An 18984-nucleotide genomic window follows, 5' to 3' on the forward strand; every position below is an offset into this window, starting at 1 on the left:
TATTATGTTCCGTAGTTATATTTTTTTGTTGGTGCTTTTAGTCATTAATTGTGTTGATAGTTTTGCAGATATTCAGCAAAGAATTAGTGAAGCAGAAAAAGAATATATAAGCAATAGGTTTGTAAATGCTGTTTTTATGTTTGCCGATGACTATAAGCAGCTATTAACCGGAGCTAAAGGAATTTTTGCTTTAAACGGGGAGCAGTTAAAAGCAAATGAAATGATGCCTATTGCTTCTGCTACGAAACCCATAACTGCGGCAGGAATTTTAAGGTTACAAGAGCAAAAATTATTAAATGTTAATGATAAGATATATAAATATATTGATTTAGAAATGTGGCAAGGTAAAGTACCGGATTGGGCATATAAAATATCAATTCATAATTTATTAACTCATAGTAGTGGTATTGCTGAATATTTTAGTTTTGTAAAACTTGATTTAAATATGACTAGAAAAGATGCCCGTAAAAAAATATTACAATATGTTGCGTCTAAGCCTTTAGAAGTACCTATAGGGAAAAAGTTTAAATATAGTAATACTAATTTCGTTATACTTGGTATGATTATTGAAAAAGTAACTAAAAAAGATTTATGTAATTTTTTTCAAGATGAATTTTTTAAACCATTAAATATGAAATCTACTAGTTTTGCTTCATATAGTGAAGCGGCTAGAATTCAAAGAAATGTGGTTAGTTCTAATTACCCAGTAAGATATTTTATAACGCCAAATAATAGTAATAAACCTATATTTACTCCTGCAACTGCTGATTTTGTAGCACTTCCTTGTGCTGATGGCGGGATTATATCAACTCCAAGCGACCTTATTAAATGGTATAGAGCGTTAAATAGTGGCAAAATTCTTTCTACAAAGTCCTATAAGCTTATGACTACTAAGTATTTTCCTGCAAAAGAAATAGATGGGCGTAAAACTTACATGGGCTATGGTATCTATATTACTGACCTTGATTTTAAACATACAATGATTCATTTTTCTGGTAAAGCTTTAGGAGTGCAGAGTGAAATGGGATATATTTTGCCTAATAATCTTTATTTTGCTATACTAAGTAATACTATGGTAAAAATTCCTGAGGAAATGCAAGATAAAATTGATCTAAAAAATCCTCTAAACCAAATTGGAATAATTTATTTCAGAGACGCAATAGTAAATGCAGCTATAAAAGATGATAAAACCTAAATGAAGATAGTTACGTGGAATATTAATTCGCTACGTTTACGTATTGATTTATTAAAAAGATTGGCATATGAACATCAGCCTGATATTATTTTATTACAAGAGACAAAAGTAGATGATCCTTTATTTCCTCTTGAAGTAATTAAAAATATAGGCTATGAACATGTAATATATTCGGGGCAGAAATCATATAACGGCGTTGCTATTATCTCAAAACTTCTACTGCAAAATGTTTTTTCGCTTGAGCTATATAACGGTGATAAAAGGCATATAGCAGCTACTGTTAATAATATTGAGATACATAATTTTTATGTTCCTGCCGGTGGTGATATACCTGACATAGAGCTAAATTCGAAGTTTAAGCATAAGCTAGAATATATAAGGTTGATGCAAGAATGGCTGACTAATAACCGCACCAGAGATGATAAGATTATAATTGCAGGTGATTTAAATATTGCACCGCACCCGCATGATGTATGGTCTAGCAAGCAGCTGCGAAATATTATTAGCCATACTGATATTGAGCGTTCTTTATTGGTAGAATTGCAAAACTCGTTAGAGTTTATTGATAGTAGTAGGCATTTTGTGCCACTTGATGAAAAATTTTATACTTGGTGGAGTTATAGAAACGTAGATTGGAAAAAATCTAACAGAGGTAGACGGCTTGATCATATTTGGGTTAGTAATAATTTAAAAGATGAGTTATTTTCTATACATTTATTATCAGAAGCAAGAGATTGGAGGCCACCTTCTGATCATGTGCCGTATTTTGTAAGTTTGAAAAAATTGTAGTGTCCCGTCATTGCGAGGAGAAACTATCAGTTTCGACGAAGCAACCTCAGGATTTTTCATGAGATTGCCGCGTCGGCTTCGCCTCCTCGCAATGACGTTTAAGATTATAAGGAGTAATTAGTGGATATTAAATTAGGAAAATATAAACCGGTAAAAGAAGAATACGTAAAGAGCTTCAAAGATATGTTATTGCTTAGGCGTTTTGAAGAAAAATGTGGGCAGTTATATGGTATGGGTGAAATAGGGGGTTTTTGTCATTTATATATCGGACAGGAAGCAGTAATTTCTGCTGTAGATATGGTTAAACAAAAAGAAGATAGTATGGTTACCAGCTATCGTGATCATGCTCATATTATTTTAGCAGGTACAGAGCCTAAATATGTGCTTGCGGAGCTTATGGGGCGTGCTACAGGCTGTTCAAAAGGTAAGGGTGGCTCGATGCATTTGTTTGATGTGCCAAATAAGTTTTATGGTGGACATGGTATTGTAGGAGCTCAAGTGCCAATAGGTACAGGGCTTGCTTTTGCTGAGAAATATAATGGCACGAACAATATTTGTTTTACTTTTTTAGGGGATGGAGCTGTTAATCAAGGTCAAGTATATGAAGCCTTTAACATGGCTGCTTTATGGGGTTTACCGGTAGTTTATATTATCGAAAATAATGAGTATTCTATGGGTACTTCGGTTGCTCGTTCTACCTTTATGCGTGATCTTTATAAAAAAGGTGAGTCGTTTGGGATTAAAGGATTCCAGCTAAATGGCATGGATTTTGAGGAAATGTATAATGGTGCTAAACAAGCAGCGGAATATGTTAGAGAAAATAGTATGCCTCTGATATTAGAGGTAAAAACTTACCGCTATCGTGGGCATTCAATGTCCGATCCGGCAAAATATCGTAGTAAAGAAGAAGTAGAGACATATAAAGAACGTGATCCTATTACTGAAATACGGAAGATAATATTAGAAAATAACTATGCAGGTGAAGCTGATTTAAAAGAAATAGAGCAGTCAGTTAAAGAGATTATTAAGGAAGCTGTGGAGTTTTCAGAAAACTCACCACTGCCTAATGAAGAAGAGCTATATACACAAATTTATGTTTGAGTGTCGTCATTGCGAGGAGAAACTGCAAGTTTCGACGAAGCAATCTCAGGATTTTTCATGAGATTGCCGCGTCGGCTTCGCCTCCTCGCAATGACGCAAGAATATTCAATTTAACTAAAAAGAAAGATGCAAATAACTGTACGGGAAGCATTGCGTGATGCGATGCAAGAAGAGATGATAAGAGATGACAAAGTTTTTGTCATGGGTGAAGAAGTCGCTGAGTATCAAGGAGCTTACAAAGTAACGCAAGGATTGCTTGAGCAGTTTGGTCCTAAAAGGGTAATCGATACACCAATAACGGAGTATGGTTTTGCTGGGCTTGCCGTTGGAGCAGCCTTTGCAGGGCTTCGTCCAATCGTTGAGTTTATGACCTTTAACTTTGCTATGCAAGCGATGGATCATATAGTTAACTCGGCTGCTAAAACGCATTACATGTCAGGTGGTCAGGTCAGATGTCCAATAGTATTTAGAGGTCCAAACGGAGCAGCAAGTAGAGTAGCAGCACAACATAGCCAGAACTACGCAGCTTGTTATGCTCATATACCTGGGCTGAAAGTAGTAGCCCCATATAGTGCTGAAGATCATAAAGGGCTAATGATTACAGCTATTAGAGACGATAATCCGGTTATTTTCTTAGAAAATGAGATTTTATATGGTCACAGTTTCGATGTTTCTGAAAATGTTGAGCCTATCCCTTTTGGTAAGGCAAAAATCTTAAAAGAGGGCGATAGTGTTACTATAGTGACATTCTCGATTCAGGTGAAACTTGCATTAGATGCTGCAAATATTTTACAAAGCGATAATATTAATTGTGAGGTCATTGATTTACGTACCATCAAACCGCTTGATATAGATACTATAATAGAGTCGGTAAAAAAAACCGGTCGTTTAGTTGTAGTTGAAGAAGGATGGTTTTTTGCCGGTATCGGTGCAACTATCGCATCCATCGTTATGAAAGAAGCATTTGATTATTTGGATGCACCGGTAGAGATCGTAAGCGGTAAAGACGTCCCGCTTCCTTATGCAGTAAATCTAGAAAAATTAGCTTTACCTAGTGAGGGGGATGTAATAGAAGCCGTTAAAAAAGCTTGTTATATATAAATATAAAGTTTAATGATTAAAAGCTTAACATCTTTTCGTTTTATAATAGCTTTTATTATTTTTTTATTTCATTGTAGAATTCATTTTGATTGGAAATTAGGTCTAGAGTTTATTGATACCTTTTTTCTTAATGGTGCTACTTTTATGACAGGGTTTTTTGTGTTATCTGGCTTTATTATGGCTCATGTTTATAATAAAACAGATTTTACAAAAAGAGAAAATATCCTTAATTTTTATTTAAAACGTTTTGCTAAAATCTATCCTACATATCTATTTGTAACAATTATATATTTTATATTTTTAAATAATCTTACTTTCAATCAGCTTATACGAAGCTTAATTAATGACATGTTCTTGATACAAAGCTTTTTTCCTAGTATGTTTCCATTAGGCATAAATGGTGGAACTTGGTCTTTAACAGTTGAAATGTTCTTATATTTTCTATTTCCTTTTTTAATGCTAATTTTTGCCGGTGAAAAAGGTAAAAAAACTATATTAGTTATTGTTGCTATTATGCTTGTACTTATAAGTTATAATGCATATATAAACAAATCTGATTACATATACGCTAATCCGGTTTTTAGAACTTTTGATTTTATGTGCGGAATAGGTTTTTATTTTGCAAAAGAAAATTTTACCAAGGTTAAGTTTGCTAATTTTATAAATTTACTAATAATAGCTTTATTAGCTTTCATTTGCATAAATTGTGAAAGGCAATATCAGTATATGAACGGACAGTTTATAATTACTCCTTTGCTTGGGTTATGGATTGTAACAGTCTATCATTCTAAATCCAAGTTTTATAATAATAAAATTTTGGAATATTTAGGAAAAATTAGTTATTCTTTTTATCTATGGCAATTTGTTGCGATGGAAGTTGGAAAGAAATTAATTCAGAATTATCCAGATATTAGCTTTCATTTTGTAGTTATAATAGCTTTTATTATCAATTTTATAATTTCTGTTGTGTCATATCATCTATTGGAAGAAAAAACTCGAAATTTTATAGTAAAAAATTTTCTTATAAAAAAAGCTTGTTAAATCTTTCTAAAAATAATCAGAAAATTATACTCGTTTTATGGTTTGGTAACTAGAACCAAGAGTGAATTAACTATAAATTATGTCCACTTAAAACAATCTCTACTCCATCTTCATCTATAGATGCATTATTTGTATTAGAAAATGCAATAAGTGACTTATTTAACTCATTATATGAGGTAGTAGTTGTTGTTTTGCTTGTAGAGTTTAGATCGTTATCTAATCTCTTATTTTCAATAGATGAATATAAATTATGATGTGAGTCATTACTGATAGTTTTATGTTTCTTTGTATTATTATATTCCATACTATTTGTTTTACGCTTGTGTCCAGGAGGTGCTAGATCTCTAAATGAGGAAGTTTCATTTATATCTTTAGGCAAGGTTATGCGAGGTAGTAAAGGCTTAAAGTTATTAATAGGTATATTTATATCAGGTAAAATTGGTACTGAAGGCTTATGATGCATAAAATGATTAAAAGTTGCAACATTATAGTTAAAATCTATAACAGGCTTAAAAATATACTCTAAATTAATCAGTACCCCCATAAATTGCGATGATATTTCGTCCTTATTTTTAAAATTAACTATATTTAAAAGAGTATTTTTAGCCTTTGTAAAAGTTGGATAACTTTGAGCATATATTAATTTTTTATAAGCAAGATGAAGAGGGGTATCTCCATCTTTGTTTGGTATTCCTAGATTAAAGCCAATAGATGGAATATGCTTTAGAAAATCAATTTTATCGTATCTAACACATTTATGAATAACATTTTCACCTTGTTCATCAATAATATCAGTACTAACTATATTTAATGGGTATCTTTGCCACTGTTCTAACTGCATAAATTTAAAGTGCTTTAAAAAAGCAGCACTAATAAGATCATTAGCTTGCTCTATACCTAAAGTATTTAATATATCTATAATAGCTTTATCTTCTCCAACTATATTTTGATGTATTACTTGCAAGAACTCATCAAGTATTTGTGTGCATTTTTTTGGCATCTTTATTCCTAAAATATAATAATGCTTAGATATTAATAAAAAATTGAAAAAGTAAAAGAGTTTTTTATAAAAAAATAGTAAATTTTTATTTATTAACTCTGCTAAGGCTCATCATTATATTGATATATCTAAATAAATAACTTATTATAAAAATAAAAATCTTATGTTTGATTTCTCTGCTTATATAGATTTACCGCTTGTTTGGGGCGGTCTTATAGCTACTGCTATTTGTTTATATGTCTTGTTAGACGGTTTTGATTTAGGGATCGGTATATTATTCCCGTTCGCTCCAACTGATGATTGTCGTCATAAGATGATCAATTCCATTGCTCCTTTTTGGGATGGTAATGAAACTTGGTTAGTGCTTGGTGGCGGTGGGTTACTTGCTGCTTTCCCTCTTGCGTATTCTTTGCTATTACCGGCCTTGTATATCCCTATTATCCTGATGTTACTCGGTCTTATATTCCGCGGAGTTGCTTTTGAATTTCGGTTTAAAGCACATATAGGACATCGTTATATTTGGGATTATGCTTTTCATTTTAGTTCTATGCTTGCTGCTTTTTGTCAAGGTTTAATGCTTGGCACATTTGTGCAAGGTATAGAAGTAGAGGGACGGGAATTTGTAGGGAACGCATTTGATTTTCTGACTCCTTTTTCAGTGATGACGGGAATAGCATTGATATTTGGTTACGCTCTCTTAGGTGGTACGTGGCTTATCATGAAAACCGAAAAAGAAACGCAAGATTGGGCGTATAAATCTACACTATATATCTTATTTTATGTCGCACTTTTTATGGGGCTTGTAAGCCTTTGGGTGCCTTTCTTGAATGATCAAATACGTCATCGTTGGTTTAGTATACCAAATATTTACTACTTATCTGTTGTTCCTATTTTAACCTCTATAGTATTTATTAGGTTAATTAAAGCTGTAAGAGATAAAAAAGAAGTAGCTCCATTTATATATACTATTTCTTTGTTTTTATTAGGATATTTAGGGCTTGCTATAAGTATATGGTCATTTATAGTGCCTTATAAGGTAACGCTTGCAAAAGCAGCAGCAGCACCGGAGTCGCAATCTTTACTATTAGTTGGGGCAGGGATATTTTTACCTGTTATACTTGGTTACACTTTTTATTGTTATTATATATTCCGTGGCAAATCTTCGCATCACCCTATGTATTAAAAATTTATATTTCAAAATGACTTCCCGTTTGAATAGATGGCAGTGGTTTATTGTCCTATGGCTTACGGGATTACTATCAACATTCCTGCTATCTTGTTTGGTTAAATTGATATTTTGGCAATAAAGTTGCTATAATTACTTTTTCCTGCTATGTGGTTTTTATACCATCTCTTCTTCTCTATATTTAATTATAAGAATCAGTATTATCTCCATTTCGTTAATAACTATTAAGTTAAATTTCCAACTGTAATTTCAACTTTCTGTATATTTTTATTTTAGGCTTGTTGAATAACTTGTAATATAAATATTATATTAATTAATATTAAACATATCGGAGTGTTATTATGTATATGGGAGAAGAAAAGCAAGATTATGAACAAAAACCAAATATAATTCTAGAATTTTTGGAAAATAATGTAAAATTCACGTTGGCAGAAATATTAGAAAAAAATTCAGCAAATAAGGTTATAACCGACTGGATTTCTAATATGAGTATAGAAAAGCAAAAACAACTTACAGACTTGATAAATTCTGAATTTTGTTCGGAGTTAGAATATATAATTGGTGAAGAATTAGGGGAATATGCTGATTTTGGAACAGAGGTAAAGGAAATTACGGAGGCAGACGTTGTAAATGTATATAAAAAGATTGTTGATAATTCTAATGATTATTTAGCAATAATTGATAACATCTTGATTATAGACAGGCAGCACAATAATTTTGTGTTAGGTGTCTATGCTGAAGATAAAGTGGAACAATTTTTATCAAAAAAAGAATATAATATTACGATTGAAACTATACAATATAGTATAAATTATAACTATTGGAATGAGAAAGAAAATGTCATTGTTTCCACATGGCTTAAAAATTTAGACTCAGAAAAAAAAGAACAAATATTACTAACAGTAATAAAAAAAGAATTGAAACTGTAAAACAAAAAATAATACCAAATATCTTTAAAGAAAAATATGATGTTAGCCTATCTGAAGAAGATATTGCTGCAGAGTATAAAAAAATTAGCGATAAAGAAATTAATCAAATAATTAGAGATTGTTGTAAATTACCTATTACATATTTTGCCGATAGTTGTAATGAATGGTCTGGATCAGAAGAACTAGCTCGTAATACTTATAAAGATCATATATCGGTAGATGATACAACTATATTAGGAAATAATATACATTAATATTGTACAAATTGTAAATCCAATTTCTAATTTGTACAATATTATAGTTAAATTAATAATCTGGATAATTAATTTGATATAAAGTTTAAGTGATGATTTTGTTAATTTTATTCCAAGGTAAAACTTCTATATTTCCTCTTATTTGCTCCGTATCGCCTGTATATACTAAATAACCTTTTTCTTGATTTGCTAAGCTGCTCCAATAGTTAATTCCTTTAAAAAATTCTTGAATTATAGTTTTACTTGCTTTGACTTCAATTGGAGTTAGCTTATCACTTTCAATTAATATATCAAGTTCATGACCATGGCTATCTCGCCAAAAATATATCCCCTCTTCTTTGCCTTTATTAAGACGATTTTTAAGTATCTCAATTATTATCATATTTTCAAACAAGCTTCCTTTGGCATAATACTTTTCTAACTGCTCCATCGATTCTAATCCCAGTAAAGTACAAGCAAGACCAGTATCGTAAAAATATAACTTTTCTTGCTTAACTAAGCGTTTATTATAATTTTTATGATGCGGTTTAACTAAATAAATTATAAAGCTTGTTTGCAATAAAGAAAGCCACGACTTTACAGTGTTATAGCTAACCCCGCATTCAGTAGCTATAGATGAGAAATTTACTAATTGTCCGATACGAGTAGCACAGATTTTTAAAAAAGTCTGAAATGTGGAAATATCACTAATATTTTTAATTTGCCTTACATCCCTTTCTATGTAAGTACGGATGTAGTTTCTATACCACACACTAGGTAATAAATCTTGAGTATAAAGCTTAGGATAAAAGCCTTTAAATATAAAATTTAGAGGATCACCTGTAACAGGTAGTTTTTTACTTATTTCGTTATAGCTAAGAGGAAGTAAATAAACTATAGCTGCTCTACCCGCTAAGGATTGTGAGATGCTTTCAAGCAATAAAAAATTCTGTGAACCTGTTAAAATAAACTGTCCAGCAATTTGGTCATTATCTACTTTCGTTTGTATATATGAAAATAAATTAGGGCAGTATTGTACTTCATCAATGATTGCACCTTGACTATAAGTAGATAAAAAACCTCTAGGGTCATTTTGGGCAAACTCTCTTATATCTATATCCTCAAGTGAGACATAGGGTTTATCTGAAAAAATCATTTTTACTAAAGTAGTTTTACCGGATTGGCGTGGACCTGTAACAGTAACCACCGGATAATACTTTGCCGAATATTTTATATAATCGGTTATATCACGATCAAACATAATATAAATTTGCTAATATTACTTATTGTACAAATTATAAATCCAATTTCTATTTTGTACAATATTTTTATATCTTAATCCTCTAGAAACTTAAAAATTTTCTACATACCTAATGACAAAATCAAAATATGAATATATTATTTAATTTTAAGATAATTAAATAATATATTCAATGAGTGCAGATACTAATATTAGCGATGGTTTAGAAGTCGCTGTGCAAGATCATTTATCGATTTTTTCTTTAATAAGTTCATCTGATATTATCGGTAAGTCAGTTATGTTAATGTTGCTTATCGCTTCTATTTGGTCGTGGGCTATCATTTTGGATAAAGTATTTAAGCTAATGCAAGTGCAACGAAAAATGCGATCATTTGAAAATACTTTTTGGTCAGGTGGTGTTTTAGAGCAGTTATATGATAGCATAAAAAGGTCAGTTAATAATCCGCTAGCTTTAATATTCATCTCAGCTATGGATGAATGTAAAAGTATAAATACTAAGGGACTTCCTGAGCTATTAAAAAATAATCATAAAGAGCGTATTACAAATTCTATGTATCTTGCTCAAAACCGAGAAATCGAAAAACTTGAGAAGAACTTAAGCTTTCTAGCAACTGTCGGCTCTAGTAGTCCTTTTATTGGGCTATTTGGTACTGTCTGGGGAATTATGCATAGTTTCCAATCAATTGCTACTTCTAAAAATACCTCACTTGCAGTAGTAGCACCTGGTATTGCTGAGGCGTTACTTGCAACCGCAATAGGCTTATTTGCAGCTATTCCAGCAGTAATTTTTTATAATTATCTTATTTCCCGTATTACTCTGATCAATAATAAAATGGAAGATTTTATTAGCGAGTTAAACTCCATACTTTCTAAGGCAATAGATCAGGAGAAAATGTAATGGCTATTAAGCTTGCTGGAAGTAATAGAAAAAGTAAAAGAGCTGTAGTTAGTGAAATCAACGTTACGCCGCTTGTCGATGTGATGCTTGTGTTACTAATTATTTTTATGATCACTTCCCCAATGTTAGTTTCAGGTGTAAATGTCGACTTACCTGAAACAAATTCAAGCCCAATTTCAGGACAAAATGAGCCTTTAGTTGTTACTATCAATAATAAAGGGGAAGTTTTCTTGCTTGAAACACCTATTGAAAGAAAGCATTTAACTGATAAGCTTGTAAATATCACTAAAGAGAAAAAAGATACTAGGATTTTTGTAAGAGGTGATAAAAACGTTTCTTATGGTGAAGTGGTAGAAGTAGTATCAGAAATTCATGCAGCCGGATTTTCTCGTGTAGCTCTTATTTCAAATATTAAAAATAATGAAAAGTAACGATACAAACAATAAGGATAATTTCACAGTTTTCTTTAGCTGCTCTATTGCACTGCACTTACTTCTTTTATATTTTTTTCTATTTGGTATGCCATCTCTTTTTGAAAAATTACCAGAAGAACAAACCATAACTTTTGAAATGTTGCCTATTAGTGAGAAAGCTAATATCATAACGCAAACGAAGCAAAAAGAAGCTCCGATAGAGAACGAAGATGCTAAAAAATCAGAGCAGACTAAACCTAAAGAAGAGAAGCCTAAAGATTTACCTAAAGAGGAAAAAGCAAAAGAACCTGAAATCAAACCAGTAGAAGAAAAGCCAAAAATAGAAGAAAAAAAGCCGATAGAGGAGAAAAAACCAGAAGAAGTAAAGGAAGCACTACCTAAGAAAAAAGAGGAAATAAAAGAAGAAAAGCCTAAAGAAGAGGAAAAAAAACAGGTAGCAGAGGCAAAAAAAACTGAAGAAAAGAAAGAAGAAAAAAAGCCGATAGAGAAACCTAAAGAGGAAAAAAAGCAAGAACCTAAAACTGATGAGCTTGATTCTTTATTAAAGAACTTGGAACAGTCTTCAGAAAGTGATAATGTAAAATCGAATAAGCATAAAAGGTCAGAGAAAGTTGATAATAAGAAAGAGGCTAAGGGAGTTTATTCAGAAGGATTACCTCTTTCAGATAATGAAAGTTCATCAATAAGGCGTCAGATTGAAAGAAATTGGAGCAATATTCCGGCAGGTGCTAGGGGTAATAAGAATCTAATAATATTTATTCATATTGTTTTAGATAAAGCAGGTAATGTAGAACAGGCAAAAGTTGTAAAAAAAATTTGCCCTGGGATTCCAAGTAGTATTTGCGAAGCATTAGCAGATAGTGCAGTTAGGGCAGTATGGAAAGCAAGCCCTATCGAAAATCTTGATCCTGCAAGATTTAATCATTGGAAAGAGTTTGAGTTTACCTTTAATCCGGGTAAGTTGTAATTTGTCATCCTGTGGCGGTATTGCCTGCATGGATCATTTTCCCCCTGTCATCCCGTGAATAAATCACGGGATGGCTACCTTAGGGCGTTTTTCGATCCATGCGGGCAATTCTAGCCACGAGGTGACGCCACCACACAAAGGAGTAATTTAGTGAAAAACATTATATATTTTGTTTTACTATTTTTTAGTTTTAATAGCTATGCTATTGAGACAATCAATATTGAATATGGAACGGCTGACCCAACTCCGATAGCGGTGAATAATTTTGAGGCTGATTCTGCTTCAGATAATACAGTAGGTCATGAAATAGTGAAAGTTATATCTAATGATCTAAAACTTTGTGGGTTGTTTCGTCCTATTTCTTCGGCTTCTTTTATAGAAGAAAAAACTGGTATTGGGTATAAACCGCTTTTTGCTGCATGGCGTCAAATTAATGCTAGTTTACTGGTTAATGGGGCAGTAAAAAAGCTTGAAAATGGTAAGCTTAGAATCAGTTTTATATTATGGGATACATTACTTGAAAAACAGCTCGGCGGTGAAGTACTTGAACTACCTGAAAATTTATGGCGAAGAGCAGCCCATAAAATTGCTGATAAAATCTATGAAAAAATCACAGGTGATACTGGTTATTTTGATAGTAAGATAATATATGTAGCTGAAAGTGGTCCTGATTTAAAAAAGGTAAAAAGAATTGCTTTAATGGATTATGATGGGGCTAATAATCGATATATTACCGATGGTAAATCGTTAGTTTTAACTCCAAGATTTTCTGGTTCAGCAGATAAGATTTTTTATGTTTCCTATGCTACTAAAAGACGAACTCTTGTTTATGAAAAGGATTTAAAAACAGGCAAAGAAAGTATAGTTGGTGATTTTGCTGGAATATCCTTTGCACCAAGATTTGCCCCTGATGGTAAAAAAGCTGTAATGTCTATAGCTAAGAACGGCTCAACTCATATTTATGAGATTGACCTTGCAACAAAAAGGCTTCATAAACTGACTGATGGTTTTGGCATTAATACTTCCCCGAGCTATTCACCGGATGGACGTAGAATTGTCTTTAATTCTGATAGAAATGGTGTTCCTCAACTATATATAATGAATTCTGATGGTAGCAATGTCCAGCGTATTAGCTTTGGTGGTGGTTCTTATATGGCTCCTAGCTGGTCGCCTCGAGGGGATTATATAGCATTTACTAAAATTATTAGAGGTTCAGAAGGTAAAACTTTTAATATCGGTGTTATGAAGCCATATCCGCAAGATGATGAAAATAGTGAAAGAGTAATAGCAAGTGGTTATTTAGTCGAAAGCCCTTGTTGGTCGCCTAATGGACGGGTTATTATGTTTGCTAAAGGTTGGTCATCAAACGGCAAATCTTCCGGCAAAAATAGAATTTATGCAATTGACTTGACTGGTCATAACGAGCGAGAAATCAAAACACCCGGTGATGCGTCCGATCCTGAATGGTCAAATTTACTAAATTAACATCTTATGAATTCCCTAATCTAATATATTTACTTTATATTAAATTTGTGTTAAAATACTCCAGTTTTAATAATTTAGGCTTAATTTTTTATGAAAAATAAAGCCAAAAAGCTATTAATGACGCTCGTTGCAAGCAGTACATTAATTACTAGCAGTAGTACACTAGCTACTCCTCCTCAAACCTTTTCAAATGTTTTTACTTTTGGTGATAGTTTTTCTACGCCAGCTAATAGTTGGTCAGCTTTAAGTAACCGAACATTACGGTTTTAAGTATGTAAACAATCAAACAAATTTTTCATTAGGCGGAGCCTCAACTAACAGCTTAAGTCCTGAATTAAGTACTTATAAAGCAAATGTAAAAACATTTGACCCTAACGCTCTTTATATGATGTATATGGGACCAAATGATGCGGACTCCATACTTATTGCATTACGATCCGATCTAAGTGAATTATTATTTACCCGTGGTTTAACTTTTGAGCAGATTATGAGCGGCGTTAAAGATGGCTCTTTAACTTCTAACGATTTTCCCGATACTACTGCAGAAGTAGTTTCTAGAGGGAATAATGTTAGTGAATTCGTTAAAAATATATCTGATGGCGGGGCTAAATATATAGTAGTCTTAAATCATTTTAATGAGTCCTACAGGCAATTTATATTAGGTGGTACTGATGAAGAGGAAAATTTTGCAGGGGGATTTTTAAGTAATTCATTTAATCAAGCTATTTACAGTGCGATAAATAAATCCGCTCCATCTGCAAATGTAATATATGCAGATTATGGAAGGTTAGTAGCAGAGCTTGCCACTAATCCATCGAGCTTCTTTACTGCAAATGAGCTGGAAAACACAATAGAAGATGAAGGTGTATTTGACCTTACTGCTCATCCAACGCCAGCAGCACATAAAATTACTGCCCAATATATTCTTTCTGTAATTGAGTCACCGAGCCGCATCGCTTATGTAAGAGAAATACCAATCGCAATTGGTGAAAATGTAGCTCAAAATATTCGTTCTAAATCTTATGATTTAACAATGAATGAAAGTGAAATGTTTAGTGGTGATATAAATGGCAATTACCTAGATTTCCATACTAAATCCAAAACTGTCAAAGATATTGGGATTAAAAAATCAGATACCTCTGAAATCGCTGCAAATTTTAACTATAAGCTTGCAGATAATTTAGTAGTAGGTTTTGGTATCAATGGTGATAAATCTAATATGAGCTTTAAAAATAATAATGGTAAAGCAGAGATTAAAGAATTATTACTAACATTAAATGGTACTTATAAATTTGATAACCCTATATTTGTGTATGGTGCTATCGGTAGTGGCTGGATTAAATATGATATCAAACGTCAAATTAACCTTGGTCAAGCTATAAGAATAGAACAAGGTAAACCAAGAGGTATGCATTATATCGCTACTATCGGTACGGGATATCAATATAATGCCTTTGCAGAAACAAATCTAACACCTTTTATAAATGTTAATTATCAAAAAGTTTCCTTAAAGTCATATACTGAGAAAGGTGAAATCAGTAGTACTACTATGAGTTTTAATATCCCTGATCGTAAATCTGTAATAACAGAAATAGGTGCTAGAATTGATGGAAACGTTAATGTGAAAGAAAATATTTCTGTTACTCCGTCATTCACATTGACATATGGATATGATTTTATAAACCCAATTAAGAAACAAGCTAAGGCTAAAGTATCTGATATGCCAAAGCAATTCGAAGTACCTACTTATAAAACAGACAAATCATATGTTGGTATTAGTGGTGAGTTATCAGCTCAAACTAATAATATAAATTATGGTGTCAGAGCTGGAAGTAGATTAAGTAAGAATACAAAATTCTGGTTCGCTGGTTTATTTTGTAAATATTCGTTTTAATTGATTATTGTGTGGATCAGTTTTCCAGTTGTCATCCCGCGACTTGATCGCGGGATCCAGTTAAAAATACTAATAAAATTATTATTTTTTGGATGCCGTGGTCAAGCCACGGTATGACTACCTTAGGGCGTTTTTCGATCCACGCAGGCAATGCCTTCCCGCGTAGGCGGGAATCCAGAAAAATAAACATAAAAGCAGCAAGTTTTTAAAATTAAAAGCTTAGGTATCTCGCTTATGCTGGATTCCCGCTTCCGCGGGAATGACGTATAAGTCATGCAACTTAGTGCTATGACTTAATTACGTAGATAATTTTTTATTAGGTCAAATTTATAACCTTTTTTATGGAGCTTAGTAATTAACTGTTGTAATTGTTCTGGACCATTGAATTGCTCTTGAAACATTTCATCATGCATAAGCAATATTAATTTATTAGGTAAAATCGTATTTCCGGCATTAAATTTATCTTCTATTTCTTGTACTAAATGTGTAACTGACTGGATTGGTTTACCATGTATATTATGAGCCCATTCTAAATCCCATCCAAAGATATAAAAACCATTTTTATATATCGCATCGTCATTGTCTCTACCACATCTTCTGCTTTTGTAATATATGGATCATCTTTTTTAAGATTAGGGGTCGGAATACATCTCTTCCTGGTAACCTTGTAATAATATGGTCACCTTTTAAACCTAAAGTAATATTATTTTTCTTTAAATCTTGAATTACATCCGAGCAATGATGATAAAAATACCTATAATGATTGTGTGCATGAGTATAGCTATGATTTCCTACATCAATAAGAGGAGATTTTCTAGCATTATTTATAAAATTTCTTACATCTTGTTTTGCATTATCATAATGTAACCCCACCATAAACAGCGTAATAGGAGTTTTATTTTTCAACATAACATTAATCAAATTCTTTGTACCTGGTAACGGTCCATCATCGGATGTTATATAAATGGTACGAGCATTTGGTAATGATCCATATGATGTACTTACGATAGTTAATAAGTAACCTAATATAATTATTTTTAAAATTTTCATAATGTTAACCCCTTTTAAAGTTATATCTATTGATTATAAAAAGTTTATTGTCGTTTTATTTGAAAAATTGGCAATAATATTTCTTATTTTTGATCCTCAAGTATTAAAACGTACGCTGAGGTCAAAAATTTAGATGCTTCTTGCTTTTTTTAAAGTTGATTTTTACTTATTAGGAGGGTTATCTTTCTGCTCTAAACTGAATAAAGTAAAGCCTGTAAAGATTTTACTTTCTTTTTTACCGGTTGCATATTCTTCTAAAGACACTTCAACAATTTCTTTAGGACCTATTGGGGTTGCATGCCTAAAATAAAGCTTATCGTTTTTGGTAAATACAAACCCAACGTGAGCTATATTATGTTCTGATTTTGTTAGCTCTAATAGTTTTGGGTTGTCCATTGTCATAACCATAAGATATATTTTTCCTGCAAATTGCTTTGTCAGTTCTTGCTTATGCTCTAAGAAATCAGTAAAGCTTATATAACTAATATCAGATTTAAAAGGTTTGATGGATTTTATCTGATTATATTTTTCACCAAATGAAAAGCATTCATCTCTAGATACATTATCTTTAATATAATTATTAATTTGTGTTTCAAGTAGACCTGCTTTATTAATCATCGCAGTTTTAACTTTAGCATATGGAAGATTTGCAAATACATTTTCCATTGTAAGATATTTACTATTATTCTTTAACCATTCATCCATAAAATGATTTCTGTTAACATATGATATATCGTCAGAAGGAAACATAATTTTTGCTAGAGCTTCTGCTAACTGCTCTTTAAATTTTACAGGATCCACATTTGGTTCTTTTATTTCTGCTAATGCTATAACCATTTCTATATAGCTAAAGCAGTCAAAAGTTTCTAGATTAATTAGCTCATTCTTATCTCTATTCTTATCCCAAATAATTAAATTTGTGCCTAGTTCCGTATCATAAGGCTTACCTATGAAATAGTCAGAATATGCCAATATTTTATTGGAAAAATTCTCGTTTTTTAATGATATTGCTAGCTTGTGAAGATTTTGCATATTAATAGGAGAGATTTTATTTGTTTGTGTATTTTCACTTTGGACTTTATCCGTAGTAGTAGGGGATTCATTAAAAGCATAACTATTAAAGGAAATAATAGAACAAATGCTTAAAGTTAAAATTAATTTCTTTCTCATCATAAACCTCTCCTATTTAATAAAAGAGGTATTATAAAGAAAAATTAACTATCCATCAAGAATTAGTTAATAAATATTTACTATTTGAGAACTTTCATTAGCTCTTCCCATTCTCGTTTAGTCATTCCGCTAGTTTCATGGGTAACTTTTTCACCGCTTATCATTTTTTTAATCACTTCTAAACCTTTACAAGAAATATTTGCTCCGCACATACGATATTCTTCAAAAGCTTCATAAGTAAAAGGTACCCAAGCTTTAACTATATCAAGCATCTTTTCGGCATAAACTCTAATTTCATATTGAGCGTGCGGATCAGCTCGTAGCCTTAAGAAGTGAAGCAAGTTATGTAAATTAATTTTCCAATACCATTCCGTATAATAATTTAATGTCAAATTCATACGAGCAAGCTCCCTAGCTATACCGGTAGTATTTTCGTCTATGACATTACCATCTTCGTCGGTATTCATTAATTCCGTATAGTGCTTATAACAATTTCGGGCATCTTCTTCTAATATGTTAAGGACCTTTTCGGCTACTTCTTTTGGTAGGCTATCGCTTTCTCGGCATTGTTTATTAGTACTAGATTGCGGGGCAATATTTTGTGGTTCAGGTAAATAAAACTCATTACCTAATATTGAGTATCTAGCAGAATATTCGTTAACGCTGGCTGTTCTATGCCTAATCCACTGTCTTGCAATAAAGATCGGTAATTTAATATGAAACTTAATATCACACATCTCAAAAGGCGTAGTATGATAGTGACGTAGCAAATAATTGATCAACCCTTTATCTTGGTTTAGCTGTTTTGTGCCTTTGCCGTAAGAAACACGAGCAGCTTGTACTATAGCACTATCATCACCCATATAGTCGATTACTCTAATAAAACCGTGATCTAATACCTTTATAGGCTCGTATAAAATTTCTTCAAGTGCCGGAACTACTACTCTTTTTGTTGCGTTATTCATTTATTCCTCTGTGTTTTTTGATTATCATAATAATGATTCCATATCTTTAGTACTTTTATTCTTTTGTTTTTTTCATCAACTTCGTAGAATAATCTATGCTGTATATTAATCCTTCGAGAATACATTCCTTCATATATACCAGAAAGTTTTTTATATGGTGGTGGTATTTGAAATGGATTTTGAGCAATTAAATCAAGTAGTTGTAAGCAACTATCTTTATGATGTGATTTTTCAATTTTCTTAAAATCTTTTTTTGCATCATGGGAATAATATAATGTATACACT

18 protein-coding genes and 1 pseudogene are annotated in these 18984 nt (G+C 31.9%); 13 read left to right on the plus strand and 6 right to left on the minus strand.

What is annotated here, in order from left to right:
• The first annotated feature begins 4 nt into the window (after positions 1-4).
• The 5 genes from AAGD49_RS01270 to AAGD49_RS01290 all read left to right on the plus strand — a co-directional run bounded on the left by AAGD49_RS01270 (position 5) and on the right by AAGD49_RS01290 (position 5227).
• Positions 5-1195: a serine hydrolase gene (locus tag AAGD49_RS01270; protein ID WP_341788809.1), complete on the plus strand. Its 1191-nt coding sequence runs from the start codon at positions 5-7 to the stop codon at positions 1193-1195.
• Positions 1196-1984: an exodeoxyribonuclease III gene (gene xth, locus AAGD49_RS01275; RefSeq protein ID WP_341788810.1), complete on the plus strand. Its 789-nt coding sequence runs from the start codon at positions 1196-1198 to the stop codon at positions 1982-1984.
• 120 nt (positions 1985-2104) lie between these two features.
• Complete coding sequence (gene pdhA, locus AAGD49_RS01280; RefSeq protein ID WP_341788811.1) at positions 2105-3085, plus strand: pyruvate dehydrogenase (acetyl-transferring) E1 component subunit alpha; 981 nt, start codon at positions 2105-2107, stop codon at positions 3083-3085.
• Positions 3086-3211: 126 nt separating this feature from the next.
• Complete coding sequence (locus AAGD49_RS01285) at positions 3212-4186, plus strand: pyruvate dehydrogenase complex E1 component subunit beta (protein WP_341788812.1); 975 nt, start codon at positions 3212-3214, stop codon at positions 4184-4186.
• Between the two features lie 12 nt (positions 4187-4198).
• Positions 4199-5227, plus strand: a complete 1029-nt coding sequence (locus AAGD49_RS01290) for an acyltransferase (RefSeq protein WP_341788813.1) — start codon at positions 4199-4201, stop codon at positions 5225-5227.
• 70 nt (positions 5228-5297) lie between these two features.
• Here the strand turns inward: AAGD49_RS01290 and AAGD49_RS01295 are convergent, their stop codons facing one another.
• The gene (locus AAGD49_RS01295) at positions 5298-6227 is read right to left on the minus strand and encodes an ankyrin repeat domain-containing protein (RefSeq protein WP_341788814.1); all 930 of its coding nucleotides are present in this window, start codon (positions 6225-6227) and stop codon (positions 5298-5300) included.
• A 163-nt stretch (positions 6228-6390) separates the two neighbouring features.
• Here AAGD49_RS01295 and cydB point away from each other — a divergent pair, with 163 nt between their 5' ends.
• Together cydB and AAGD49_RS01305 are read left to right on the plus strand one after the other, a co-directional pair.
• Positions 6391-7410: a cytochrome d ubiquinol oxidase subunit II gene (gene cydB / locus AAGD49_RS01300; protein WP_341788815.1), complete on the plus strand. Its 1020-nt coding sequence runs from the start codon at positions 6391-6393 to the stop codon at positions 7408-7410.
• 344 nt (positions 7411-7754) lie between these two features.
• A complete protein-coding gene (locus AAGD49_RS01305) occupies positions 7755-8342 on the plus strand; it encodes a hypothetical protein (RefSeq protein ID WP_341788816.1) in 588 nt (195 codons plus the stop codon).
• A 339-nt stretch (positions 8343-8681) separates the two neighbouring features.
• On the opposite strand, the gene AAGD49_RS01310 is transcribed toward AAGD49_RS01305, so the two are convergent.
• Complete coding sequence (locus tag AAGD49_RS01310) at positions 8682-9836, minus strand: ATP-binding protein (protein WP_341788817.1); 1155 nt, start codon at positions 9834-9836, stop codon at positions 8682-8684.
• Between the two features lie 172 nt (positions 9837-10008).
• Between AAGD49_RS01310 and tolQ the strand changes: the two genes are divergently transcribed.
• The 6 genes and pseudogenes from tolQ to AAGD49_RS01340 form a co-directional block, all read left to right on the plus strand.
• Complete coding sequence (gene tolQ, locus AAGD49_RS01315) at positions 10009-10734, plus strand: protein TolQ (RefSeq protein ID WP_341788818.1); 726 nt, start codon at positions 10009-10011, stop codon at positions 10732-10734.
• Complete coding sequence (tolR, locus tag AAGD49_RS01320) at positions 10734-11165, plus strand: protein TolR (RefSeq protein WP_341788819.1); 432 nt, start codon at positions 10734-10736, stop codon at positions 11163-11165. The genes tolQ and tolR overlap by 1 nt, the downstream gene beginning before the upstream one ends.
• The gene (locus AAGD49_RS01325; RefSeq protein WP_341788820.1) at positions 11155-12135 is read left to right on the plus strand and encodes an energy transducer TonB; all 981 of its coding nucleotides are present in this window, start codon (positions 11155-11157) and stop codon (positions 12133-12135) included. Before tolR ends, AAGD49_RS01325 begins: the two co-directional genes overlap by 11 nt.
• 150 nt (positions 12136-12285) lie before the next feature.
• Positions 12286-13620, plus strand: coding sequence for a Tol-Pal system beta propeller repeat protein TolB (gene tolB / locus AAGD49_RS01330; RefSeq protein WP_341788821.1), 1335 nt, complete (start codon positions 12286-12288; stop codon positions 13618-13620).
• A 90-nt stretch (positions 13621-13710) separates the two neighbouring features.
• Positions 13711-13890 carry a hypothetical protein gene (locus tag AAGD49_RS01335; RefSeq protein WP_341788822.1) on the plus strand — a complete coding sequence of 60 codons (180 nt, stop codon included), beginning with the start codon at positions 13711-13713 and terminating at the stop codon, positions 13888-13890.
• Positions 13891-13942: 52 nt separating this feature from the next.
• A pseudogene (locus tag AAGD49_RS01340) lies at positions 13943-15514 on the plus strand (autotransporter domain-containing protein); the annotation flags it as partial.
• Positions 15515-16099: 585 nt separating this feature from the next.
• On the opposite strand, the gene AAGD49_RS01345 reads toward AAGD49_RS01340, so the two are convergent.
• From AAGD49_RS01345 to AAGD49_RS01360, 4 genes are all read right to left on the minus strand, one after another.
• A complete protein-coding gene (locus AAGD49_RS01345) occupies positions 16100-16564 on the minus strand; it encodes a polysaccharide deacetylase family protein (RefSeq protein WP_341788823.1) in 465 nt (154 codons plus the stop codon).
• A gap of 162 nt (positions 16565-16726) precedes the next feature.
• Positions 16727-17737: an N-acetylmuramoyl-L-alanine amidase-like domain-containing protein gene (locus AAGD49_RS01350; protein WP_341788824.1), complete on the minus strand. Its 1011-nt coding sequence runs from the start codon at positions 17735-17737 to the stop codon at positions 16727-16729.
• Between the two features lie 77 nt (positions 17738-17814).
• Positions 17815-18699 carry an FAD-dependent thymidylate synthase gene (gene thyX, locus AAGD49_RS01355; RefSeq protein ID WP_341788825.1) on the minus strand — a complete coding sequence of 295 codons (885 nt, stop codon included), beginning with the start codon at positions 18697-18699 and terminating at the stop codon, positions 17815-17817.
• Complete coding sequence (locus AAGD49_RS01360; RefSeq protein ID WP_341788826.1) at positions 18696-18983, minus strand: Txe/YoeB family addiction module toxin; 288 nt, start codon at positions 18981-18983, stop codon at positions 18696-18698. Before AAGD49_RS01360 ends, thyX begins: the two co-directional genes overlap by 4 nt.
• Position 18984: the final 1 nt, after the last annotated feature.

This window comes from Rickettsia endosymbiont of Lasioglossum villosulum (assembly GCF_964026455.1).
Lineage (GTDB): Bacteria > Pseudomonadota > Alphaproteobacteria > Rickettsiales > Rickettsiaceae > Rickettsia.

Bases quoted from the DNA above. Each gene is read 5' to 3' on its own strand.
- AAGD49_RS01270 (WP_341788809.1), top strand. From the start codon at position 5: ATGTTCCGTAGTTATATTTTTTTGTTGGTGCTTTTAGTCATTAATTGT.
- xth (WP_341788810.1), top strand. From the start codon at position 1,196: ATGAAGATAGTTACGTGGAATATTAATTCGCTACGTTTACGTATTGAT.
- AAGD49_RS01285 (WP_341788812.1), top strand. From the start codon at position 3,212: ATGCAAATAACTGTACGGGAAGCATTGCGTGATGCGATGCAAGAAGAG.
- AAGD49_RS01290 (WP_341788813.1), top strand. From the start codon at position 4,199: ATGATTAAAAGCTTAACATCTTTTCGTTTTATAATAGCTTTTATTATT.
- AAGD49_RS01295 (WP_341788814.1), bottom strand. From the start codon at position 6,227: ATGCCAAAAAAATGCACACAAATACTTGATGAGTTCTTGCAAGTAATA.
- cydB (WP_341788815.1), top strand. From the start codon at position 6,391: ATGTTTGATTTCTCTGCTTATATAGATTTACCGCTTGTTTGGGGCGGT.
- AAGD49_RS01305 (WP_341788816.1), top strand. From the start codon at position 7,755: ATGTATATGGGAGAAGAAAAGCAAGATTATGAACAAAAACCAAATATA.
- AAGD49_RS01310 (WP_341788817.1), bottom strand. From the start codon at position 9,836: ATGTTTGATCGTGATATAACCGATTATATAAAATATTCGGCAAAGTAT.
- tolQ (WP_341788818.1), top strand. From the start codon at position 10,009: ATGAGTGCAGATACTAATATTAGCGATGGTTTAGAAGTCGCTGTGCAA.
- tolR (WP_341788819.1), top strand. From the start codon at position 10,734: ATGGCTATTAAGCTTGCTGGAAGTAATAGAAAAAGTAAAAGAGCTGTA.
- AAGD49_RS01325 (WP_341788820.1), top strand. From the start codon at position 11,155: ATGAAAAGTAACGATACAAACAATAAGGATAATTTCACAGTTTTCTTT.
- AAGD49_RS01335 (WP_341788822.1), top strand. From the start codon at position 13,711: ATGAAAAATAAAGCCAAAAAGCTATTAATGACGCTCGTTGCAAGCAGT.
- AAGD49_RS01345 (WP_341788823.1), bottom strand. From the start codon at position 16,564: ATGAAAATTTTAAAAATAATTATATTAGGTTACTTATTAACTATCGTA.
- AAGD49_RS01350 (WP_341788824.1), bottom strand. From the start codon at position 17,737: ATGATGAGAAAGAAATTAATTTTAACTTTAAGCATTTGTTCTATTATT.
- thyX (WP_341788825.1), bottom strand. From the start codon at position 18,699: ATGAATAACGCAACAAAAAGAGTAGTAGTTCCGGCACTTGAAGAAATT.